At 71.0% G+C, this 20,292-nt stretch carries 14 protein-coding genes; 7 read left to right on the top strand and 7 right to left on the bottom strand.

Translation table 11 applies throughout. From position 1 onward, the window contains the following. Positions 1-3: 3 nt before the first annotated feature. From V5P93_RS27875 to V5P93_RS27850, 6 genes are all read left to right on the top strand, one after another. Positions 4-297, top strand: a complete 294-nt coding sequence (locus V5P93_RS27875) for a DUF503 domain-containing protein (protein ID WP_104479547.1) — start codon at positions 4-6, stop codon at positions 295-297. 41 nt (positions 298-338) lie between these two features. Continuing rightward, the gene (gene rbfA / locus V5P93_RS27870; RefSeq protein WP_104479548.1) at positions 339-794 is read left to right on the top strand and encodes a 30S ribosome-binding factor RbfA; all 456 of its coding nucleotides are present in this window, start codon (positions 339-341) and stop codon (positions 792-794) included. 564 nt (positions 795-1,358) lie between these two features. Next, positions 1,359-2,231 carry an alpha/beta hydrolase family protein gene (locus tag V5P93_RS27865; RefSeq protein WP_104479549.1) on the top strand — a complete coding sequence of 291 codons (873 nt, stop codon included), beginning with the start codon at positions 1,359-1,361 and terminating at the stop codon, positions 2,229-2,231. Positions 2,232-2,304: 73 nt separating this feature from the next. Beyond that, the gene (locus V5P93_RS27860) at positions 2,305-3,129 is read left to right on the top strand and encodes a hypothetical protein (RefSeq protein ID WP_146108039.1); all 825 of its coding nucleotides are present in this window, start codon (positions 2,305-2,307) and stop codon (positions 3,127-3,129) included. 45 nt (positions 3,130-3,174) lie between these two features. After that, a complete protein-coding gene (locus tag V5P93_RS27855; protein ID WP_104479551.1) occupies positions 3,175-4,149 on the top strand; it encodes a bifunctional oligoribonuclease/PAP phosphatase NrnA in 975 nt (324 codons plus the stop codon). 285 nt (positions 4,150-4,434) lie between these two features. Next, entirely contained in the window at positions 4,435-5,832 is a 1,398-nt protein-coding gene (locus V5P93_RS27850; protein WP_104479552.1) for an ABC transporter substrate-binding protein, read from the top strand. A gap of 59 nt (positions 5,833-5,891) precedes the next feature. On the opposite strand, the gene V5P93_RS27845 is transcribed toward V5P93_RS27850, so the two are convergent. The 4 genes from V5P93_RS27845 to V5P93_RS27830 form a co-directional block, all read right to left on the bottom strand. Further along, positions 5,892-6,335: a hypothetical protein gene (locus V5P93_RS27845; RefSeq protein ID WP_104479553.1), complete on the bottom strand. Its 444-nt coding sequence runs from the start codon at positions 6,333-6,335 to the stop codon at positions 5,892-5,894. An 18-nt stretch (positions 6,336-6,353) separates the two neighbouring features. Further along, positions 6,354-12,668, bottom strand: coding sequence for a putative adhesin (locus tag V5P93_RS27840; RefSeq protein WP_146108040.1), 6,315 nt, complete (start codon positions 12,666-12,668; stop codon positions 6,354-6,356). A gap of 381 nt (positions 12,669-13,049) precedes the next feature. Next, positions 13,050-14,030, bottom strand: a complete 981-nt coding sequence (locus V5P93_RS27835; protein ID WP_104479557.1) for a hypothetical protein — start codon at positions 14,028-14,030, stop codon at positions 13,050-13,052. A 5-nt stretch (positions 14,031-14,035) separates the two neighbouring features. Further along, positions 14,036-14,989, bottom strand: a complete 954-nt coding sequence (locus V5P93_RS27830; protein WP_181043518.1) for a transporter substrate-binding domain-containing protein — start codon at positions 14,987-14,989, stop codon at positions 14,036-14,038. 243 nt (positions 14,990-15,232) lie between these two features. On the opposite strand from V5P93_RS27830, the gene V5P93_RS27825 reads away from it, so the two are divergent. Further along, positions 15,233-16,525 carry an MATE family efflux transporter gene (locus tag V5P93_RS27825; RefSeq protein ID WP_104479559.1) on the top strand — a complete coding sequence of 431 codons (1,293 nt, stop codon included), beginning with the start codon at positions 15,233-15,235 and terminating at the stop codon, positions 16,523-16,525. Positions 16,526-16,529: 4 nt separating this feature from the next. On the opposite strand, the gene truB is transcribed toward V5P93_RS27825, so the two are convergent. The 3 genes from truB to V5P93_RS27810 form a co-directional block, all read right to left on the bottom strand. Beyond that, on the bottom strand, positions 16,530-17,441 hold the full coding sequence (gene truB, locus V5P93_RS27820) for a tRNA pseudouridine(55) synthase TruB (protein WP_104479560.1): 912 nt from the start codon (positions 17,439-17,441) through the stop codon (positions 16,530-16,532). A 231-nt stretch (positions 17,442-17,672) separates the two neighbouring features. After that, positions 17,673-18,752 (bottom strand): DUF3500 domain-containing protein, encoded by a 1,080-nt coding sequence (locus V5P93_RS27815; RefSeq protein ID WP_104479561.1) that lies wholly within the window; start codon positions 18,750-18,752, stop codon positions 17,673-17,675. A gap of 102 nt (positions 18,753-18,854) precedes the next feature. Further along, positions 18,855-20,198: an MFS transporter gene (locus tag V5P93_RS27810; protein WP_104479562.1), complete on the bottom strand. Its 1,344-nt coding sequence runs from the start codon at positions 20,196-20,198 to the stop codon at positions 18,855-18,857. Positions 20,199-20,292: the final 94 nt, after the last annotated feature.

Below are 20,292 nucleotides of genomic sequence, written 5' to 3'. Positions count from 1 at the left end.
CTGGTGTATGTCGGTGCCCTCGAACTCGACGTCCTGCTCGGGGACGTCCACTCTTTGAAGCAGAAGCGCTCCGCGGTCCGGCCGGTGGTGGCCGAACTGCGCAAGCGATTCGAAGTCGCGGTCGCGGAAGCCGGTCACCTGGACCTGCACCGCAGGGCCCTGATCGGCGTCTGCGCGGTCGCGGCGGACGCCGCCCACGTCAACGACGTGCTCGACGCCTGCGAGCGCCTGGTGAGCGGTCGCCCGGAGCTGCAACTGCTCTCGGCCCGCCGCCGGTGGCTCGGACCAGACGACTGAGCCCGGGTTCAGCCGAACCGAACAAGGAAAGAAGGAGCGTCGTGGCTGACGCAGCCCGCGCGCGCAAGCTCGCGAAGCGCATCTCCCAGATCGTGGCCTCCGCCCTCGAGCACGAGGTCAAGGACCCCCGGCTCGCCCGGGTCACCATCACCGACGCGAAGGTCACCGCCGACCTCCACGACGCCACGGTCTACTACACCGTCCTCGGGGACAAGCTCGACGCCGAGCCCGACCACGCGGGCGCGGCGGCGGCCCTGGAACGGGCCAAGGGCGTGCTGCGCACGCTGGTCGGCCAGGGGACGGGTGTCCGGTTCACCCCCACCCTGACCTTCGTCGCGGACACCGTCCCCGACGACGCCCGCAAGATCGACGACCTGTTGGCCCGCGCCCGCGCGGCCGACGCCGAGGTCGCCGCCCAGGCGTCGGGTGCCGTGTACGCGGGCGAGGCCGACCCGTACCGCGCCCCGAAGCCGGAAGACGAAGACGACGAGGACTAGTTCCTCGCCCGACCTGGAGATCCCGCTCCCGCCTTCGCGTGGGGGCGGGATTTTCCTTTCCCCACAAGTCTTTCCGGCATTCTGTGCACAGAGGACAGTCAACGCCGATGTGGACTGCCCGACTGCCCGACTGCCCGATTGCCCGACTGCCGGACCTGGCAGGCAGGCCCGGTCCGGCCAGGTCCGGTCTGGTCCCGGTTCGGCCTGGCTCCACGCCGCTCGGCCCGGCTCGATCCGGCGGTCGCGCTTGCCGGTCGCGCTCGCCCCGAGTTGTCCACAGCCCCGCTGTTGATCTTCCCGTTTTGTCCGCCCCCGCCGGTAGAATGGACACCGGGGGCCGGAGGCATGACTTGATCTTGTTTCGGGCGCATTCCCGAGGTCACCCCGAACCCGGCGCCGCCGCATTCCGCCCGCCGCCGACCTCGCCTTTCCCGCCGCGCCGGTATTCCGCCCGCCCGGAGACTCCACAATCGAGCTAACCGGTCCCGCGCGCCGCGCGACTACGGGAAGCTCACCCGTTCGGCCGGTAGAGTGAACGCGACCGCGCAACACCCCGAGGAGCCCATGTCCGGTCGAATGTCGCGACGCCAGGTGATCGGCCTCGCCGTCGGCGGGACGGCCACGACCGTCGGCCTCGGCATCTTCGGCGCCTGGGCGCTGCGTCAGGACAAAACCCCGCTCAGCGACGTCCGCACCCCCATCCCGGGCCCCACGGACCCGCCCACCACCAAGCCCCCGGCGCCGCTCTTCGAGTCCCGGAAAGTCTTCTCCAAGGCGCGCGGCCGCGAGGTGAGCCTGCTCGTCTACCGCCCCGACGGCCTCGCCGACGACGGCGGCACGCTCCCCACCTGCCTCGCGCTGCACGGCCGGGGTGCCAACGCGAACCAGTTCACCGACCTCGGCGTCGGCGACAACCTCTCCGCGGCCGCCGCGTACGCCGTGGTCGCCGTGGACGGCGGCGACGCCACCTACTGGGTGCGCACCGACCCCGGCGACGACCCCCAGGCCATGCTCACCGACGAACTCCCGGCCTGGCTGGCCGAACTCGGCGTCTCGACCAAGCCGTTCGCCGTGCTCGGGGTGTCCATGGGCGGCTACGGCGCGCTCAACTACGTCCGCGCGCACACCGGCCAGGTCCGGGCCGCCGCCGTGCTCAGCCCGGCGTTGTTCCCCACCTGGGCCCAGGCGAAAGCGCGCGACGTCTTCCCCGGCCGGGCCCTGTGGGAGCAGACTGAGCCCCTGCTGCACGTCGCCGAGCTCGGCAAGACCGCGCTCGGTGTGTGGTGCGGCACAGCGGATCCGCTGTTGCCGTCGGCGAACCAGCTGATCGACACGGCGAAACCCGCCGTGGCCAGGACCGGTGACGGTGGGCACGACGCCGACTACTGGCGGCGCGCGCTGCCGGAGGCGATGTCGTTCATAGGCTCGCACATCTGAGGTTCGTGGTGTAGACCTTATGTCCCCGGTGCGCCCGACACCGGTCGACTGGCCCCACCCCGGGAGTTCTACAGTGGACGGACGATGGAGCCGACGCGGCTTCCTCATGGCGGGCGCCGCGGTGGCGCTCGCGGGCTGCGGCGCGCAGAAGCAGCAGGCGGCCTCGGCGCCGACGACGACCACCACCAAGGCGACCACGCAGGCCGCCGTCGACGCGACGTCGGTCAGCAACCTGGTGTGGCGCTCGTCCATCGGTGACGTGAAGATGGTCGTGATGCGCCCCCGGGACGTCGCGGGCGCGCTGCCGGTCTGCCTGGCGCTGCACGCCGAGGGCGCCGACGCCACCCAGTTCGTCGGTCTCGACCTGCCGCCGCTGCTCACCGCCACGGTCCGCGCGGGCACCAAGCCGTTCGCCATCGTCGCGGTCGACGGCGGTGCCAAGACCTGGTTGGGCCCGGCGCAGAAGATGCTGGCCGAGGAGCTGCCGGACTGGCTGGCCCGCACCGAGCTGGCCGCGACCCCGTTCGCCGCGCTCGGCGTCGGCGGTGGCGCGGTCGGCGCGTTCGAGTACGCCCGCACCCCGGGCCTGTCGCTGCTGGCCGCCGTCAGCCCCGCGGTCTACGGCTCGTGGGACGACGCCCGCTCCTCCGGCATCTACGCCAACCAGCAGGAATGGGAGCGCGCGGAGCCCACCCGCAACCTGACCGCGATCTCGTCGCTGCCGGTGTCGGTCTGGTGCGGCACCGAGGACCCGCAGTACGCCGCGGCCCGCGAGTTCGCCGACCGGGCCCGCGCCAACCCGGCCGCGTTCTCCGGTGGCGGGCACAACGCGGACTACTGGAAGCGGATCATGCCCGAGGTGCTGCGGTTCATCGGCGAGTCCCTGGGCAAGCGCTGACCTGCCCGACTGGACAGCGCCCCCGCGCCCGGTGATTCTGGGGACGTGGGCACAACCGATCTTTCCAACGCCGCGGACCTGCTGCGGGACGCACCCGATGTGACGCTCTTCGCGCACGTGAGCCCGGACGCCGACGCGCTGGGCAGCGCCTTGGCCTTGGCCTCGGTGCTGACGGCGCGCGGGGCGGCGGTCCGGGTGGCCTTCGGGTTCCCGGCGGACGTGCCGCGGTCGCTGCGCGGCCTCGACCGGGAGGGGCTGGTCGTCCCGGTCGCGGAGGTGCCCGCCGCGCCGCCGCTGGTGGTGGCGCTGGACTGCGCGAGCATCGAGCGCCTCGGCGCGCTGGCCGACCGGGTGCCCGCCACCGTCGCCGCCGGTGGGCGGGTGCTGGTGGTCGACCACCACGTGTCCAACACCCGCTTCGGCACCGACCACGTCATCGACGACACCGCCGTGGCGACCGCCGTGCTGGTGCTCGACCTGCTCGACGAGCTCGGCGCCGAGCTGACCCCGCACATCGCGGAGTGCCTGTACGCGGGCCTGGTGTCCGACACCGGCTCGTTCCGCCGCGCCACCCCGGCCACGCACACCACCGCCGCGCGGCTCATCGCGGCGGGCGTCGACCCGAGCGCGGTGGCCCGCGAGCTGATGGACTCGCACCCGTTCGCCTGGTTGGGGCTCGTGTCGGGGTCGCTGTCCCGCGCGCAGCTGGTGCCGGACGCGGCCGACGGCCACGGCCTGGTGGTCACCGTGGTGTCGTTGACCGACCTGACCGGGCTCGACGCCGAGGACGCCGACAGCGTGGTGGACCTGCTGCGCACCGTCACCGAGGCCGGGGTGGCGGCCGTGGCCAAGGAGCTGGCGCCGAACCGGTGGTCGGTGTCCCTGCGGTCGGTCGGCGCCGTCGACGTGCGCGCGGTCGCGGCCTCGCTCGGCGGGGGCGGGCACCGCCTCGCCGCGGGCTTCCCGGCCGCCGGGTCGGCGGAGGACGTGCTGGTCACCATCAAGAACGCGTTCGCCTGACCCGTCGTCCACTGTGGCCACGAATGGCCCGCGCGGTCGGTGGATAACCACATGGCGCGCGGTCGGGCGATTTCATGACGGCCGGGCAATGTCTCGGATTCGGCACGTGTGTCGGCGAATCGGTCTGTCATCTTATGGACTGATGGTATAAACCATTCGTTAGCAGACCGAGCGCGGCCGCGGTGCCCGGGAGTGGTGATGGGTGCTCGTTATCGGGCGGCCGCGCGCACAGTTTGCGGTAACGGCGAGCGAGTTCGCCGTCGCCGCGCGCGATCAGGTGGTGACATGCGACTTATCCGGCTCTCGTCGCTGGCGGCGGCCGTCGCCCTGGTTCTCGCGGGGTGCGGTACCGGCGCGCCGTCGGGCGACAACGACCAGGTGTCGCCGCTGAAAGCGGAGGATTTCCTCGGCGCGCCGTGCGCCGACATCGGAGTGCGACCGGACGGCGACAAGGAGTTCACCTACTGGTCGATGTGGAACGCCGACGAACCGCAGGGCCGCGTGCTCAGCAAGGTGATCCGGTGTTTCACGGACAAGACCGGTGTGAAGGTGAACGTGCAGTGGTTGGGCCGTGACCTGCTGCGCCAGAACGTGGTCCCGGCGCTGGCCACCGGTGCCGGACCGGACCTGTTCGACCAGGACGTCAGCCAGGTCAAGGGCCTGGTGGCCGACGCGGGCGGCACCCGCCCGGTCGACGACGTGCTCGACCTGGCCATCGGCGAGAACGAGCAGAAGGTGCGCGATGTGTTGCCCGCCGCGTACTTCGACATTCCACAGAACAAGGCGTCGGACGGCAAGATCTTCGAGATTCCCTATATGCTGCTGGGAAATTCCTGGTGGTACGACAAGAATCGGATCACCGACTTCTCGGCGCCCACCTCCGATGACGAGCTGTTCGCGCTGTTCGACAAGGCGAAAGGCGACGGCCTGCCCGCCGTGGCGCAGGACAACGGCCTCGATTCGGTGAATGCCGCGGTCTTCGCGCAGGTCGCGCTGCGCTATGTCGGCGCGGGCAAGCTGTCCGAGGCGGCCCAGGACAAAACCGGCGACGCCTGGCGCAACAACGCGGGCCTGCAGCGCGCTGCGGACCTGGTGGAACGGTTCGCCAAGGGCAATTACCTGCTGGAGGGCTGGGAAAACGCCCCGTACCCGAAGATGCGCGAGCGCTGGGCCGCGGGCGAGGCCGCGTACCTGTTCGGCACCAGCGAGATCCCCGCCGAGGCCCGCCAGCTGCTGTCCCAGCGCGGCGGCGACCAGACCGCGGACTTCGCCCCGTTCCGCTTCCCCCAGCCCAGCGGCGCGAGCCACGACGTGGTCGAGTACCTCCCCGTGGGCTTCGCCATCCCCGCCAAGGCCAAGCGCGTGGCGGCGGCCAAGGCGTTCATCGCCTACACCCTCAACCGCGACAACCTGACCGGCTTCCCCTCGGTCGCCGACAGCCTGGCGGTCCGCGCGGACCTGCCGGTCCCGGCCGTGCTGAGCCCCATCCGCACCGCCCTGTACGACACGAACGCCGAACACGCCCTCGTGCTGGACGGCACCAACGCCATCGCGGGCGGCCGCTGGATTTCTGAGGTCCTGAACCCGCTGCACGCGAGCCTGCTCAAGGGCAACATGACCGCGGCCCAGTTCACGGAAGCCATGGCGGCCAAACAGGCCGACTTCTGGCGCGGCAACCCCTGACAACGCCGAAGGGCGGGTTGCCCGGTCCAGGACCGGGCAACCCGCCCTTCGGCCTCGGGTCAACCGTTCACCGGTACGCCCCGGCTGTGTCGAACCCGTGGCGTCGAGCGGTCGACCTCCCACGCTGCCTCGATGAACTGCCTCGGCGGCGAGTAGTCGTGCTCGGCCACGTAGTGCGCTATGAGCGACGGCGCGGCGTACACGGTGCCGTCATGCCCCTTGAAGTGAATCTCCGCGTGTCCCAACAGGGTTGAGGCCCCGGAAATCTCGGGCACGTTCAGGGAGAGCTTGAACGCGCCGCAGAACCGGCATCGGTAGATCCCTCGGGTCACGTTGGCGATGTGGGTGTGTGACAGCCTGACGAGCATGTCGACCACACCGTCCTCGACGGGACCCACGGCGTACGGCGCGTCTGGTTCGAGCCAACCGATGTTGACCGCCGCCCGCCAGGGTGGCCTCAGCTTGGAGTACTCGTAGGGGGTGAGATCCTCATACCTCGTCACGGCGACATGGTCTCCTGTTCAGATCTCACGGCACGCTGCCCAGTGGCATATTCCCATATTGGGTCGTAGGAGTTCACTGAGCAGCGTCGGGCCGTCGACGGTGTACGAGCCGGACACGACCCAGAGTTCGTCAGGGCTGTCCAAGGTGTAGTTCGGGAGACGGTCGCCTGGACGGAAGGTCTCGGTGGGCTTGACGCGTGCGCCCATCTCCACCGGGATGATGTCGTCGTCATCGACGAAGCCCCCGTGCTTGGTGTACATGTGCAGCGTGGTCCCCTCCGGTACCACGGCTTCGCCGTTCTCTTCGTCGAAGTAGCCGTGTCCGGAGAACACCGTCTCGCCGTCGGAACGCCCTCCTGGGATGACGTTGTCGGCTTGTGAGTGTCCGGCGGAGCTGCGCACGCCGCGGACGCCCTTCGAGGCGCCCTGCATGATCTTCTTGCCCGCCCAGCCCGCGGCGCCGCCTACCGCCATGGGGCCGAAGAAGCCCGCGCAGCTCGCCCAGTCCCCGTCCTTGAAGCAGCTGACCAGGTCGTCCACGCCGGTGAAGGCGACCAGCATGTCGCGGAGCTGTTCGCGGACACTGCGGTCGGCGGGCGTGGGTGGCGGCTCGGGGTGCTTCGCGTTCCACGCGGCCTGCTGCTTGCGGTCCAACGGGTTGGGGCGGAACGCGGGCTTGCTCGCGGGCTTCGCCGGGCTGCAGTCCGCCCAGCGGACGAAGGTGACGAAGTAGATGACGAACGGGACCAGGGACGAGGCGTTGTACGGACCCTGTGCCGACCAGCGGTTGAGGAAGACGCCGCTGAGCTTGGAGATCTGGGCCGTGCGGTAGTTCTGGAACCCGTGCGCCTGCAGGTCGCCCACGATGCGCTGGGCCTCGTCGACGCCCTTCGCGCCGATTCCGATGACGATGGCCATCAGGCCGGTGGCGTCGGACTTGGAGACCGGGTTGTTGCTCGCGTACGAGTACCCGCACAACTGGTCCGGGTCGTTCTCGTCCAGCACCGGGTCCACGCTGAGGAAGCGGCCCGTCACCGGGTCGTACTTGCGGGCGCCCATGTCGGTCAGGCCGGTGGTCTGGTCCACCGGTTGGTCCAGGAACCCGCGTTGGTTGGGCCAGGGGCCGTTCGTCACACCGCCGATGGGGTTGCCGTACGGGTCCATGGTGCGGCGGGTGACGGCGAAGCCGACCGAGTTGACCGCCACCGAGCTGGTGCCCTGGAGGTCGCCCACCAGGTAGACCGGGTTGCCCCCACCCACCCGTTGCGCGACCCGCGTGCCGTTGTGGGTGTAGTACCTCGTGCCCGTGACCACGCCGGTCGTGTTGTCGCGGGCCAACTCCTGGCCCGGCAGGAACAGCGTCGTCTCCGTCGCCGTGCGGCGCAGGAGTTGTGAGCCGTCCGCGTCGTAGGTGTACGAGGTCGACCCCGTCGGGGTGGTGACCTTGCTGAGCCGCGCCTCGTCGTCCCAGGTCAGGGTCTGGTCGCCGCGGGTGGTGGTGTTGCCCGCGGTGTCGTAGCCGAACGACTGGGTCGTCGTGCCCGACGGACCCGTGGTGGTCGTGCCGGACAGCGCGTGGACCTTGCCCGCCTGGTAGGCGTAGTTCGTGGTGGTGTCACCGTTGCCACCCACACCGTGCTTGACCTGCTGCGCGCGCAGACCGATCGAGTCGAACGACCACGACAGCCAGTACGCGTCCGGCCCGCCGACCGTGCTCGACGACGGGGCCGCGGCGCACGCGTCGGTCGCGGTCCACGCCTTCTCCAGCCGGTTCAGGGCGTCGTAGCCGTAGCACTGGGTGCGGGTCGTCGCCCCCACCCCGTCGCCGCGCGTGTTGATCGACTTGGTGATGTTGCCGACCGCGTCGTAGGTGTAGCGGGTGTCGTCGACCGACTGCGCCGCCGCCGCTTGCACCGACAGGTTGATCCCGATCGGACGGCGGGTGTGCGCGTCGTAGTCGTAGCTGAGCCAGGCCTTGTTGTTCGACGGGCCGAGTGTGTACTGCAGCGCCTCGCCGTAGTCGGTGTACGTCGAGTCCAGGACGTAGGTGTTGTACCCGGCCGCGCTGGTCGGCTTGCCGAACCGGTCGTACCCGATGGAGATCGTCTCCCCGGGCAGGCCACCGCCGTTGGCGGGCGTGATCGAGCTGACCTGACCGGTGGTGGTGTAGGCGTAGTTGGTCGTATAGGTCCCGTTGAGCCCCGTGACGGCCGCCGGTACCTGCGTGACCTGCCGGTTCGGGTTGCCCGCCGTGTCGTACATGGTGACGGCGGTGATGAAGGTGCCGTCCGCGGTGTAGCGGGTCGCGGTGTACGGCTTGCCCGCGCCGTTCGTGGCGCCGTCGTAGGTGAAGGTGGCGAGCTTGTTGTTGGGGTTGGGCACGGTGCCCGAGTACGTGGCGGTCTTGCGGCCCAGGTCGTCGTACTCGTGCGCCAGGCTGCGGCCGCGCGCGTCGGTGGTCGTGGTGACCAGGCCCGCGAGGTCGTAGGCCACGGTCGACGTGCCGCTGTCGGGGTCGGTCTGGCTCGTCTTGCGGCCGAGGAAGTCGAAGTCGTAGGACCAGGTGTTGCCCGCGTTGTCGGTGATCCGGTCCATGAGGCCGGTGGCGGTGTACCGGTAGGTCGTGGACTGCGCGGTCCCGCCGCTGACGACGTTGCCGTTGATCGTCGGCGGCGCGCTGTAGCGCAGTTGCTGGACCTTGCGGCCGCGGGTGTCGGTCACCGCCGTCTCGGTGGTGCCACCGGGCGGGGGCACCACCGTCGTGCGGTCGCCGCCGTAGACCGTGCGGGTCTCGGCGACCTTCGTCGTGCCCTGGTACGAGGTCTTCAGCGTTTCCCGGCCGAACCCGTCGTACGCGGTCGCCGTCCGGTCGTCCACTGTGGACGCGTCGACGGCCACGAACGTGGTGCTCGGCGCTCCGGCGGTCAGGTACCGCTTGTTCGCCCGCACCTCCCAGCCGTGCGAGTCGTAGAAGGCGTCGATGACCTGGCGCTTGTTCGACGCGGTCTCGGTCTGCGTCTGCCGCACCTTGCCGAAGGCGTCGTAGAGTTCGACGGCGACGATCTGGTTCAGCGCCGCGCCGGAGTCGACGAGTTTGCGGCTGGTGATCGCGGACGGGCCGTCGGTGCGTTGCAGGTAGGTGTACTCCATCGACGGCAGACCCGACCTCGGCCTGCCCGGCAGCCACCCCGACACCAGGCGGCCCAGCGCGTCGTAGGCCATCTCGGTGCGCCTGCCGCCGACGTCGGTGGTCAGGACCGCCTTGCCGCGCGCGGGTTCCACCTCGATCGTCGAGGTCTGGGACTTCGGGTTGGTGGTGACCGTTTTGGACAGCACCCCGCCTTCGGCCGGGGTGTACGCGATGCTCGTGACCTTGCCGCGCTGGTCGGTCTTGGTGAGCGTGCGACCGGACCCGTCGAACGTCGCGGAGCCGGTGCTGGTCCAGGTCAGCGTGCCGCTGTTGTTGGCTGTGGCGGTGATCGTCGTGGTGGGGTTGCCCGCGCCCGGGACCTGGCCGAGCGCGGCGCTGCCGTCGAAGAGGGTTCGGGCGCCGCTGACCACGGGAGCGGGAGCCGCGCCGTTGGTCGGGCACTCCTGCTGCGACACCAGGACCTCGCTGACCAGCGACCGGATCCAGGAGGTCGTGTTGTCGGCGTAGGTGTTCGTGGTGCACATCGACGGCAGCCCGTCGGCGGTCTCGGTGGTGGAGACCACGCGGCCCAGGGTGTCGTAGCGGTTGAGGGTGCCGCTGCTCCGGGTGCCACCCGCGGCGAGGTCGGTGATCGAGCGGCTGCGCTGGGTGCCGACCAGGGTCGCCTTGGCGGGGTCGAGACCCGCGCGGCCGCGGGTCGCGGTGGTGCCGATGACGACGCCGTTGCTCAGCGCCGTGCTGACGCGGCTGCCGCCGTCGCCGTCGAAGGTCTGGATCTCGTGCGCGCTGCCCGCGAGCTGGTCCGTGTCGACGACCGACTCGTTGAGGGAGTTGGTGAAGCTCGTCGACCGCCGGGCGTTGTTCGGCAGGATGTCCTGGTCCATGCCGGTGTAGTAGGTGGTGCGGGTCAGCGTTCGCTTGTCCGGTGGGGCGTTGGCCTCGACGACGTGCGTGTTGTCGCCGCTGCGCACCTCGACCGTGCGGTAGCCGCGGAACTGGCCGTATGTGCGGTATTCCGGCTTGACCAGCTCGTTGTCGTCGTAGTGCCAGGCCGCGCCGCCGAGGTAGGTGTAGTCGGTCTGTTGGTCCGGCGAGTACTGGTTGCGGTCCTGCGCCAGGACCTGGGTCACCACGTACTTGTGGAAGAAGTCCAGGGTCGGGTTCTGGTTGCCGGGCAGCGTCCGGTAGACCGGGAAGCACCGGCTGGTGTTGGCGGACAGGTTCGTGGGAACCGTGGTGGCGGTGCAGTCCTTGTCGCTGTACTTGACCGTGATGATCAGGCCGGTGTCGCCCTGGATGTTGGTCAACCGCCAGTGCGCCAACCCGGACATGTTGCCGTAGCCCTGCACGCGGTTGTCGTACACCTGGCTGGTGAACCGCACCGCGGGCTGGGTGATCGTGCCGCCGACGTGCCCGGTGTGGGTCAACGAGTCCAGCCGCAGCTCCGAGTCGGCGACCGCGGGCAGGTCCTGTCCCAGTTGGACGCTGTCGACCGGGACCGGGCCCTGGCCGGTGTTGTAGTACGTCGTGATGGTCGTCAAACGCTTGCGGGACCAGAAGGTCGGCGCGTGGTTGGCGCAGGAGCCGCTCGCGCCGCAGTTCTGGTCGACCGGCGTGTCCGGCCACTTCAGCGCGTTGGCCACGGTGAACTGCGCCGGGTCGCAGGTGAACCCGCCCGCCGGGACGCAACGCTCAGCGGTGGTGAACACGACCTGGTTCGGGGTGGTCTGCGTGTAGATCGAACCGCCGATGAGCCGCAGGCCGTAGTCGATGCGCTTGAGCGTGCCGCCGCGGGTGTAGACCACGCCGGTGTTCTGGTTGTTCGCGCCGTAGTAGTTGGTCTCGGGGTCGTAGTAGTACGCCATGGCGTTGCCGCGCGGATCCACGACGTAGTCGAGGTTCCACCGCCACCCCATGTCACACCAGGACTGGGCGAAACCGGCGCTGTTGTAGCAGGGGTCGCCGTTGCGCGGGCTGTACACCCGCACCGGGTAGGCCGAGTTGGTCCTCTCCTGGTTGGTGTGTCCCGGACCCCGCGTGCGGCCGAAGAAGTACTGCGTGCCGTCGGTCGTGGTGATCTTCCAGAACTGACCGCGGTAGGTGCCGTTGTTGCCCGGCGCGGTGTCCTCGACGAGTTCGACGCGCGAGCCGTCGTCGCTCTGCGGGTGCCAGGCGCCCGTGGTGTCGTCGCGCACCAGCGACACCGTGCGGCCGTTGAGGCTCATGGTCATCAGGTGGCCCGACCAGCACAGGTCCCCGGTCTGCTGCGCGGCGGGCAGGGTCTTGTCGTCCGCGCAGGTGCGGTAGGTGCGCTCGACGAAGCCCGGGTCGTAGTCCCAGCCCTGGCCGACCCACGATGACTGGCCGTTGGTGGTCGACGTCCGGCCGTCCACTGAGGACGAGTTGTACGACAGCGCGACAGCGGGCGCGCCGCCCGCCGCGGGTGTCTGCACCGGCACCGGGTAGCTCCAGGTGAAGGCGCCGGAGTTGCCGTCGACCGACCAGCTGCCCGCCGGGGACAGGGGAGTCGCGGCGAACGACCCGCTCGGCCCCTCGGCACCGGCCACCGCGGCCAGCACGACGGGTTCGGGTGCCTTGGCCGCCGCGCCCGCGGTGGGGAGCGCGACGTCCGCGGACAGCGTCTTCGCGTTGCTGTCGTTGCGGGAGGGGATGGGGGAGTGCGTGCGGCACGCGGGCGCTTCGGGGGTGGTCAGCGCGCAGGCGGGGAGTTGGACCATGCGGAGCCGCCCGGCGAAATCACCGCCGATCGCGTCACGGAAGCCCGAGTAGTCCAATCCGACCGAAACCGGCCCGGGGTCGGCGGCGCTCGCCGGGGAGACCGACAGCAGCACCCCCACCACGCCCGCGCGTTCGGTCGACGCCCGGTCGGCGACCTTGACCCGGACCGAACCCTTGGTGGACAGGCTCTTCGCCGAGCCCGCGGTCGTGATGGTGACCGGCGTCCGGTCGGCGCGCGCGGCCACGCGCGACCTCGGGTCGCTGGGCACCACGACGGCCTCGGCGGCGGCAGGCCAGGCCGTGGCCGCCGAGCGCGCGGGCGGCGGGGCCGCAGGCGGCTTGAGGGGAGTGGTCTTCAGCTCGGTGGTGGGCACCACCCTGGCCGCGTTCACCTTCGGCGGCCGGGGTCCCGCGGCGACCGCGCGCGTGACCGGAACGGACATCAGCGTCGTGGTCAGTACGACAATGATCGACGCGACCAACGCGCGTCGAGAGGCCAATTTTCGGTGTGCGGATAACAGGACGGCAAAAAGCGACGGCCGATGAATCATTCTCGCCCCCAGTGCGCGCAACCCATCCGGTGTAGCCAACGGGGACCTTAGCCAGGGGTGAAGTGCGCTGGTGAGCGCCGAATGGCGTAATTCCGCCGGGTTGCGCCGATCGGTCTAATCGATTCTGACCAGTAAATGCTTGTTGTGCGGTGAATCGCGTGACAAAGAGTTATTGTTGCGTGTCGGGAAATGGGGCTATTGTCCGGCTGGCCCGTCGACTCCGCCTGTTCTCTAGGTCGAATGGTGTGCCACGGCCGGGGCAGGGCGCGGGCGTCAGGGGAGGCGGCCCTCGCAGCGGGGGTCGGTGTCGCCCTGGGGGAGCTTCCGGGTGAGGAGCCACTCCAGGGCGGCGGTTTCCACCAGCCAGCCGCGGGCGCGGACCGGGCTGTACGGGATCCGCTGCTCGCCCTGGCACAGGGACTTCGCCACGATCAGGTCGTTGGCCACGAACCGCACGGTGCGGTCGTCGTCGAGCATGGTTGTCATGGTGTCGTCGACGGTGACCACGTTGCCCAGCACGATGGTTCCCGGTTGGCCGCTCGCCGGTTTGAGTTCCACCGCGACCGACGGGAGTACCGGGACGCGCAGGAACATCGCCATCAGCAGGAAAGGCGTCACCAAGGCGCCGATGGTCACCAGGCCGTGGGTCACCGGGCGGGCCACCAGGTGGGGGAGTGGGCCCGTCAGCAAAGGGCCCAACAGAGGGGGCAGGCCCAGCAACAGCGCCAAGGGGACGTCACCCAAGCCCAGCGCCTCCACGATCGCCGGGCCGAACCACAACAGTTCCCCCACGCCGACCGCGATCGGCAGGACCACGCACACCGGCGTCACCAGGTCTTGGCGCCCCCGGCGGCGGACGCCCAGGCCGACGGCGGCGCACACCAGCATCACCAGGGCGGGCAGGAACCGCAGCTGCCACACCACCGCCGACCACATCACCATCAGCGTGATGGCCCAGTCCGGTGTGCGCTCCACCGCCGTCTCCAGCCGGGTCGGCGGTGACCCCTCGGTGCTGACCAGCGACAGGGAGCCGAGCACGTAGCCCGTGAGCAGCAGCGCGGGTGGTGTCTCCAGGAGGCTGATGACCAGCGAACTGGCCAGTTCCAACGCGTTCACGTGCTGCACGAGCAGCAACATCGTGTTCAGGTCCTGGCCGCTGAGTTCCCACAGCCGCAGCACCAGCAGCAGGATCGGGAACGCGGGCAGCAAGGTGAACGCCCACTGCCGGTTGCGGGGCTCGTCGGGGCCGCTCACCCGGCTCACCGGACCGGCAGGACGAGCCCGCTCAGCCGCTCCCACGGCCACCGCCGGACCTCGACCTCGGCCACCTCGGGTTGCTCGTCGATCGGGTTCGGCTGGTTGGGGCTGGCCTTCTGCATCGGCCGCAGGTGCTTGTCGAACGCGTTCTCCCACCGCTTGTCGGCCGGGTCGTTGCGCGAGTTGTAAAGCGAGATGTTGACCAGCTTGCGCAGCGCCTCGTTGCCGCCGGTGTTGACCGCCCACAGCTCGGGGGTTTCGAGGCCGATGTCGTGGTGCCGCAACTCGTCGGGGTACTTCTCGACGAACCCGCCGAGGATGACCGCGTCGGTGGTGACGGCGTCGAGTTCACCCGAGCGCAGCTTCGCGATGCACGCGGCGATGGTGTCCTCGTAGACGACCTTCGCGCCCGCCTTGGGCAGCGGGCCCTCGGAGGTCGACGTGCTCAGCGTGCACACCCGTTCGCCCGCGAGCCCGGACAGCGCCAGCACCGGTCCGTGGTCCTTGCGGGTCACGACGGACTGCTCGGTCTCCAGGTACGGGTCGGAGAAGCTGACCTGCCGCCCCGCCTCCCGCTCCGGCGTCGCGCTGTAGGTGGCGATGACCAGGTCGACGCGTTCGCCGGTGACGCCGCGCATCCGGCTGCGGTCCTCGTTCTGGATCTCCAGGAACCGCACCTCGTCGCTCTGGAAGCCCAGGTCGGCGGCGATGAGGTAGGCGATGTCGACGTCGAAGCCGGAGTAGGTCTTGGTTTCCGGGTCGTAGAGGCCGATGCCGGGCATGTCCACCTTCACCCCGATGACCAGCTCGGCCTTGCCCTTGAGCCCCGCCTCCGCCTTGAGGTCGTCCAGTGTGGGCACCGCTTGGTACCACACCGTCACCGCGATGACCAGCGCCGCGACCACCCCCACGGCCACCCCGCCGAGCCGCAGCCAACGATTGCCCCCTGTCGACATCCGCCGATCCTGACACGCGCGGAAGCCGAACGACAGGTGCCAAACGGGCGGAGAAAGGCGGACATCCGGCCGACAGTCTCGAGTACCGCGTCGGCAAAGGCTTGTGGTGGTCGGTATCCGCGCTCGGCGACGACGAGGTCCGGTCCTCTCCTGGTCGTTCCCGGGGACGTCCGCACCTGGCCCCGGTGGCCGAGTCCACATCCGGGAGGATGATGGGACGGGTACCGAACCTGGGGAGGCAACGTGGACGGCTCGCCGTTGCGGCGGATCTTGCGGTTGGCCGTTCCGGCCCTTCCCGTGCTCGCCGCCGAGCCGTTGTACCTGTTGGTGGACACCGCCGTCGTCGGGCATCTCGGGGGTACCGAGTTGGGGGCGCTGGGGGTCGGGGCGATCGTCCTCGCCCAGCTCTCCACCCAGCTCACCTTCCTCTCCTACGGCACCACCGCCCGCGCCGCCCGCCTGCACGGCGCCGGGCACCGGGACCAGGCCGTCACCGAGGGCGTCCAGGCCACCTGGCTGGCCATCGCGGCGGGCTTCCTCCTCATGGGACTGGGCCAGCTCTTCGCCGCCCCCGTCGCGCGGGTGCTGGCGGGCGACGGGGCACTGGCCGACGCCGCCACGACCTGGCTGCGCGTCGCGCTCTGCGGTGTCCCGATGATCCTCATCACCCTCGCGGGCAACGGCTGGCTGCGCGGTGTCCAGGACACGAGACGGCCCCTCTACTACGTCCTGACGGGCAACGGCGTCTCCGCGGTCCTCTGCCCGCTCCTCGTCCACACCGCGGGCTTCGGGCTCCAAGGCTCCGCCTACGCCAACATCATCGGCCAAACCGTCGGCGCCGCCCTCTTCCTCGGCGCCCTGCGCAAGGTGCCGCTCCGGCCGCGCCCGGACGTCATGCGCGCGCAACTGGTCCTCGGCCGCGACCTCGTCCTGCGCAGCCTCGCCTTCCAGGCCTGCTTCGTCTCCGCGACAACGGTCGCCGCGCGCACGTCCGTCGGAGCCGTTGGGGCGCACCAGGTCGTCCTGCAACTGTGGACGTTCCTCGCACTGGTACTGGATTCCCTGGCCATCGCGGCGCAGTCGCTCGTCGGCGCGGCGCTCGGGCGCGGGGACGACCGCGAGGCCCGCGAACTGGGGACCAAACTCACCCGCTACGGCCTCGTGTTCGGCATCGCCCTCGGGGTCGTCTTCGCCTGCCTCGTCGCGGTCATCCCGCGCGCCTTCACCGGTGACGCCGCCGTGCTGGCCGAGATCCCGCACGCCTGGTGGTTCTTCGTCGCGCTGCAACCGGTCGCGGGCGTCGTGTTCGCCCTGGACGGTGTGCTGCTCGGCGCGGGCGACGCGCGGTTCCTGCGCACCGCCACCCTCGCGTCCGCGCTGCTCGGCTTCCTGCCGCTGATCTGGCTCTCGCTCGCCATGGGCTGGGGGTTGGCCGGTGTGTGGACCGGCCTCACCCTCTTCATGCTGATCCGCCTGGCCACCGTCCTGGCCCGGATGCGCTCGGGCCGCTGGGCGGTGGTCGGCGCTCCACAGTAGACGGTCAGGGCACGTTCAGCGCCACCAGCGCCCGCGCCGTCGCGCCCTCGTCCACGCCCAGCGCCACCGCTTTGCCCGCCGGGTCGAAGATGCCGTACGTGCCGTTGATCCCGGCCGCCGGGATGCGCTTGCCGTGCGAGAGCGCGATCGCCTCCACCTTGTCCAGGTCGCGGCGCGGGAACGCGGCGCCCACCGCGGCCTCCATGTCCAGCGACAGCCCCGGCTCCTGCTCCAGCGCCTCCAGCGTGCGCGCCATCCGCAGGTCGAACGGGCCGACCGTGGTGCGCCGCAGCGCCGCCAGGTGCCCGCCGACGCCCAGGGCCGCGCCCAGGTCGCGGGCCAGCGCGCGGACGTAGGTGCCGGACGAGCAGTCGACCATCACGTCCAGTGCCACCACACCGCCCTCGCGCGTGGTGTTGAGCAGGTCGAACCGGAACACCGAGACCGGCCGGGCGGGCAGCTGGACGTCCTCGCCCGCGCGGACCCGGGCGTACGCGCGCTTGCCGTCGACCTTGACCGCGCTCACCGAACTGGGCACCTGCTGGATGGCGCCGGTCAGCGCCGCGATCCCGGCCGCGATGGCCTCGTCGGCGACCCCGGACGCGTCGGCGGTCGAGAGCACCTCGCCCTCCGCGTCGTCGGTGGTGGTCGACGCGCCGAGGTGGATGTTGGCCAGGTACGTCTTGCGGTCGAGCGCGAGGTGCCCCAGCAGCTTCGTGGCCCGCTCGATGCCCAGCACCAGCACGCCGGTGGCCATCGGGTCCAGCGTGCCCGCGTGGCCGACCTTGCGGGTGCCGATGATCCGCCGCGCCCGGGCGACCACGTCGTGCGAGGTCATGCCGGGCGCCTTGTCGACCACGACGAGGCCGGGCGGGACGGGTGGGCGCTTCGGGGCGCGCTTCTCGGGGCTGGACACGAGCGAGAATCCTAAGCGCGGCCTGCCCGGGGAGACCGCTGACCCCGGTCACCGGTGGCCGCGGTCCATCCCGGACAGTGCGCGGTGGGGTCGGCGCTGCTCGGCAGGCGACAGGTCGACAGTCCCGTCGTCGACCGGAGCCGCCACGGTTCCCACCACCGCCGTGACGTGCGCGTCGACCTCGACGGGGCCGGGCGCCCCGCCGTCGTCGAGATCAAAGCAGCGGGCCGCTCACGGGCCGAGCTGCGCGCCGTAGTCGTTCTCCGGCTCGCGGTAGATCGAGTCGACGCGCGCGATCCCGTCCTGGTCCTGCCGGTGCGCCAGCTCGATCGTGTAGGTGGGGCCCTGCACCCGGTAGTAGACGGGCTGCCCGGCCGCCGTGTCGCCCGCCCACGCGAAGGTGGCCGCGTCGATCGCGCGCTCGGCCTCGGCCAGCTTGGCCGCCGCCGCGGCGCTGTTCAGCGGCGTGATCCACTCGCGCACGAGCGACAGCAGCAGCTTCTTCTGCGCGGCGGACAACGTCGACGCGCGGATCCCGCCCGCGGGCAGCGCCTTCCCGTCCTGACCGGCGCCTAGCACGATCTCCCGGACCGGCTCCGGCAGGGTCGCCGCCACCCGCTGCTCCTCGGTGAGCGAGTCCACCACCGCGGCGGCCTTGGCCACCTCACCGCACAGCGGCTCGATCGCCGCGCCCTCCGACGCGTACGACGCGGGCTGCGCCCCCCACAGCGTCGGCGCCAGCGTCATATCGGTGCCCGACAAAGTGAGGTTCACCGCCAAATGGTGACCGCCGAACTGCACCGTCCACTTCTCGGTCGAACTCGGCGTGCCGAGAACGCGAATCCAATAGTGGTCGGCGCCGAAGTCGAGGCTCGTTTTCGCCTCGGCGGCCAATATCCCGTCCGCGGTCGTGATTTCCTTGACCTGCTCGTATCCCTCGGGGGAGAGGGCCGATTTCAGGATGGCGAAAACCGCCGATTGGCGCGCGTCGTCCAGTTCGTCCAGCCGGAGGCCCGCGCGGGTGAAGGACTCGTCGGGCAGGCCGGACCAGTGCGCCAGGTTGGCCCGCGTCCGATCGGCCAGCACGGCGGCTTCCTGCTGGTCGTCGAGCATGGCCAGGAACGCGCGGGTGGCCGTGAGCACCGCCGCGGCGGCCTCGACGGGCGAGGTGGGCGCGGCGGGTGCCGCGACCGGGCAGGCCGCCACCTGGGCCGCGCCGTCCTCGGTCGACGGTGAATCGGACCCGCTCGCGGCGCAGGCGGTCGTGAGCAGCAAAGCGGTCAGGGGAACCGCTTTCGACCACCGTGCCACAGCGTGGATCCTCGCGTTTCGTGCGAAATGGGTATAGCGCTTGGGGTGGCGGAGACGCTAGCCACTCCCGGTCCACTTCGCAGTCCACATCACCTGTTGGTGTTAGGACGCCGCTCTTTCGGGGAGGTCCCAGCGGGTGCGGCGGACGCGCACCGGGACCTCGTCGCCGCGGGCGTGCGCGGCCAGCAGACCGGCCCGCACCCGGCGCCACCAGACGAGGGTCCGCCAGCCGCCGAGCAGCAGGATCACCACGAGCGCGAGGAACGCGGTGCGGAACGCCGCCGCGTCGGCCGCCGCCGTGTCGCCGCCCAGCAGCAGGCCGATGCCCAGGGCGCTGATGGTGACCGCGCTGAACCCGCCGACGTTGACCACCCCGGTGGCCGTGCCCACGCGGTGCAGCGGGTTGTAGTCGCGGGCCACCGCGAACGCGACGCCCGACGCCGGTCCGCCGACCGCCAGCAGCCCGAACGCCACGACCACGAGCGGCCCCGGCACGACCCCACCCGGCCAGCCCAGCAGCAGCCCCAGCAGCACGAGTTCCACCAGCAGGTACCCGGCCACGATCGGCACGCGGGTCGCGGGCCACCGCCCGGTCACCTCGCCGATCACCGGGTTGGCCACCATCGCGACCAGCACCAGCAGGCTCAGCACCGATCCGGCCTCGGCGGGGGAGAAGCCCTGGGCCTGCACCAGGTACGGGTAGCCCCACAGCAGGCCCAGCACGCCGGGGGCGAACACGGTCGAGAAGTGCGCCCAGAAGCCGAGCCGGGTGCCGGGCACGCGCCAGGCCTGCCGCACCTGGTCGAGGACCTCGCGCGGGGACGTGCGCGGCCGGGCGGGGCGCGCCTGCTCGTCCGGGGTGTCCCGCACGCGCAGCGTCACGACCAGGGCGTACGCGACGGTGGCCGCGCCCGCGATGGCGAAGGTGGCGGTCCAGCCCGCGTGGTCGAGCAGGAGCGTCAGGGGGACGGTCGCGGCGAGGTTGCCGACGGCGCCGAGGGCGGCCGTGGCCGAGGTCAGGGTGACGTAGCGGCGCGGCGGGTAGTACGCGGCGACGAGCCGGAGCACGCTGACGAACGTCATCGCGTCGCCGACCCCCAGCACCCCGCGCGCGACCAGGGCGAGCGGGTAGTTCGACGCCACGGCGAACAGCAGCTGGCCCAGGCCCATGAACAGCGCGGCGGCGGTGAGGGTGCGGCGCGGGCCGAAGCGGTCGACGAGCAGGCCCGTGGGGATCTGCATCGCCGCGTAGACGCCGATCTGCAGCACGGTGAACGTGCCGAGCGCGGCGGCGTTGATCTCGAACCGGTCGGCGGCCTGCAAGCCCGCGACGCCGAGGGAGCTGCGGTGGAACAGGGCCAGCACGTAGACGAACACGGCGGTCGCCCAGACCAGCACGGCGGCGCGGCGGGTGCCCGGCACGGAGGCTCCTTTCGTCCTACCCATTGCACCCCGCGCGACCGGAAATGTTTAGCCACCCTAAGGGTGGCTGTGCTCACAGGCCGGTGCCTCGGCGCGCGGCCCGCGCCGTCCCACTAGG

It is taken from the genome of Actinokineospora auranticolor, assembly GCF_041897805.1.
Lineage (GTDB): Bacteria > Actinomycetota > Actinomycetes > Mycobacteriales > Pseudonocardiaceae > Actinokineospora > Actinokineospora auranticolor.
This window is presented reverse-complemented; position numbering and strand designations above follow the sequence as displayed.

Coding starts and splice junctions, on each gene's coding strand:
- V5P93_RS27865 (WP_104479549.1), top strand. CDS start 1,359: ATGTCCGGTCGAATGTCGCGACGCCAGGTGATCGGCCTCGCCGTCGGC.
- V5P93_RS27850 (WP_104479552.1), top strand. CDS start 4,435: ATGCGACTTATCCGGCTCTCGTCGCTGGCGGCGGCCGTCGCCCTGGTT.
- V5P93_RS27840 (WP_146108040.1), bottom strand. CDS start 12,668: ATGTCCGTTCCGGTCACGCGCGCGGTCGCCGCGGGACCCCGGCCGCCG.
- V5P93_RS27830 (WP_181043518.1), bottom strand. CDS start 14,989: ATGTCGACAGGGGGCAATCGTTGGCTGCGGCTCGGCGGGGTGGCCGTG.
- V5P93_RS27810 (WP_104479562.1), bottom strand. CDS start 20,198: ATGGGTAGGACGAAAGGAGCCTCCGTGCCGGGCACCCGCCGCGCCGCC.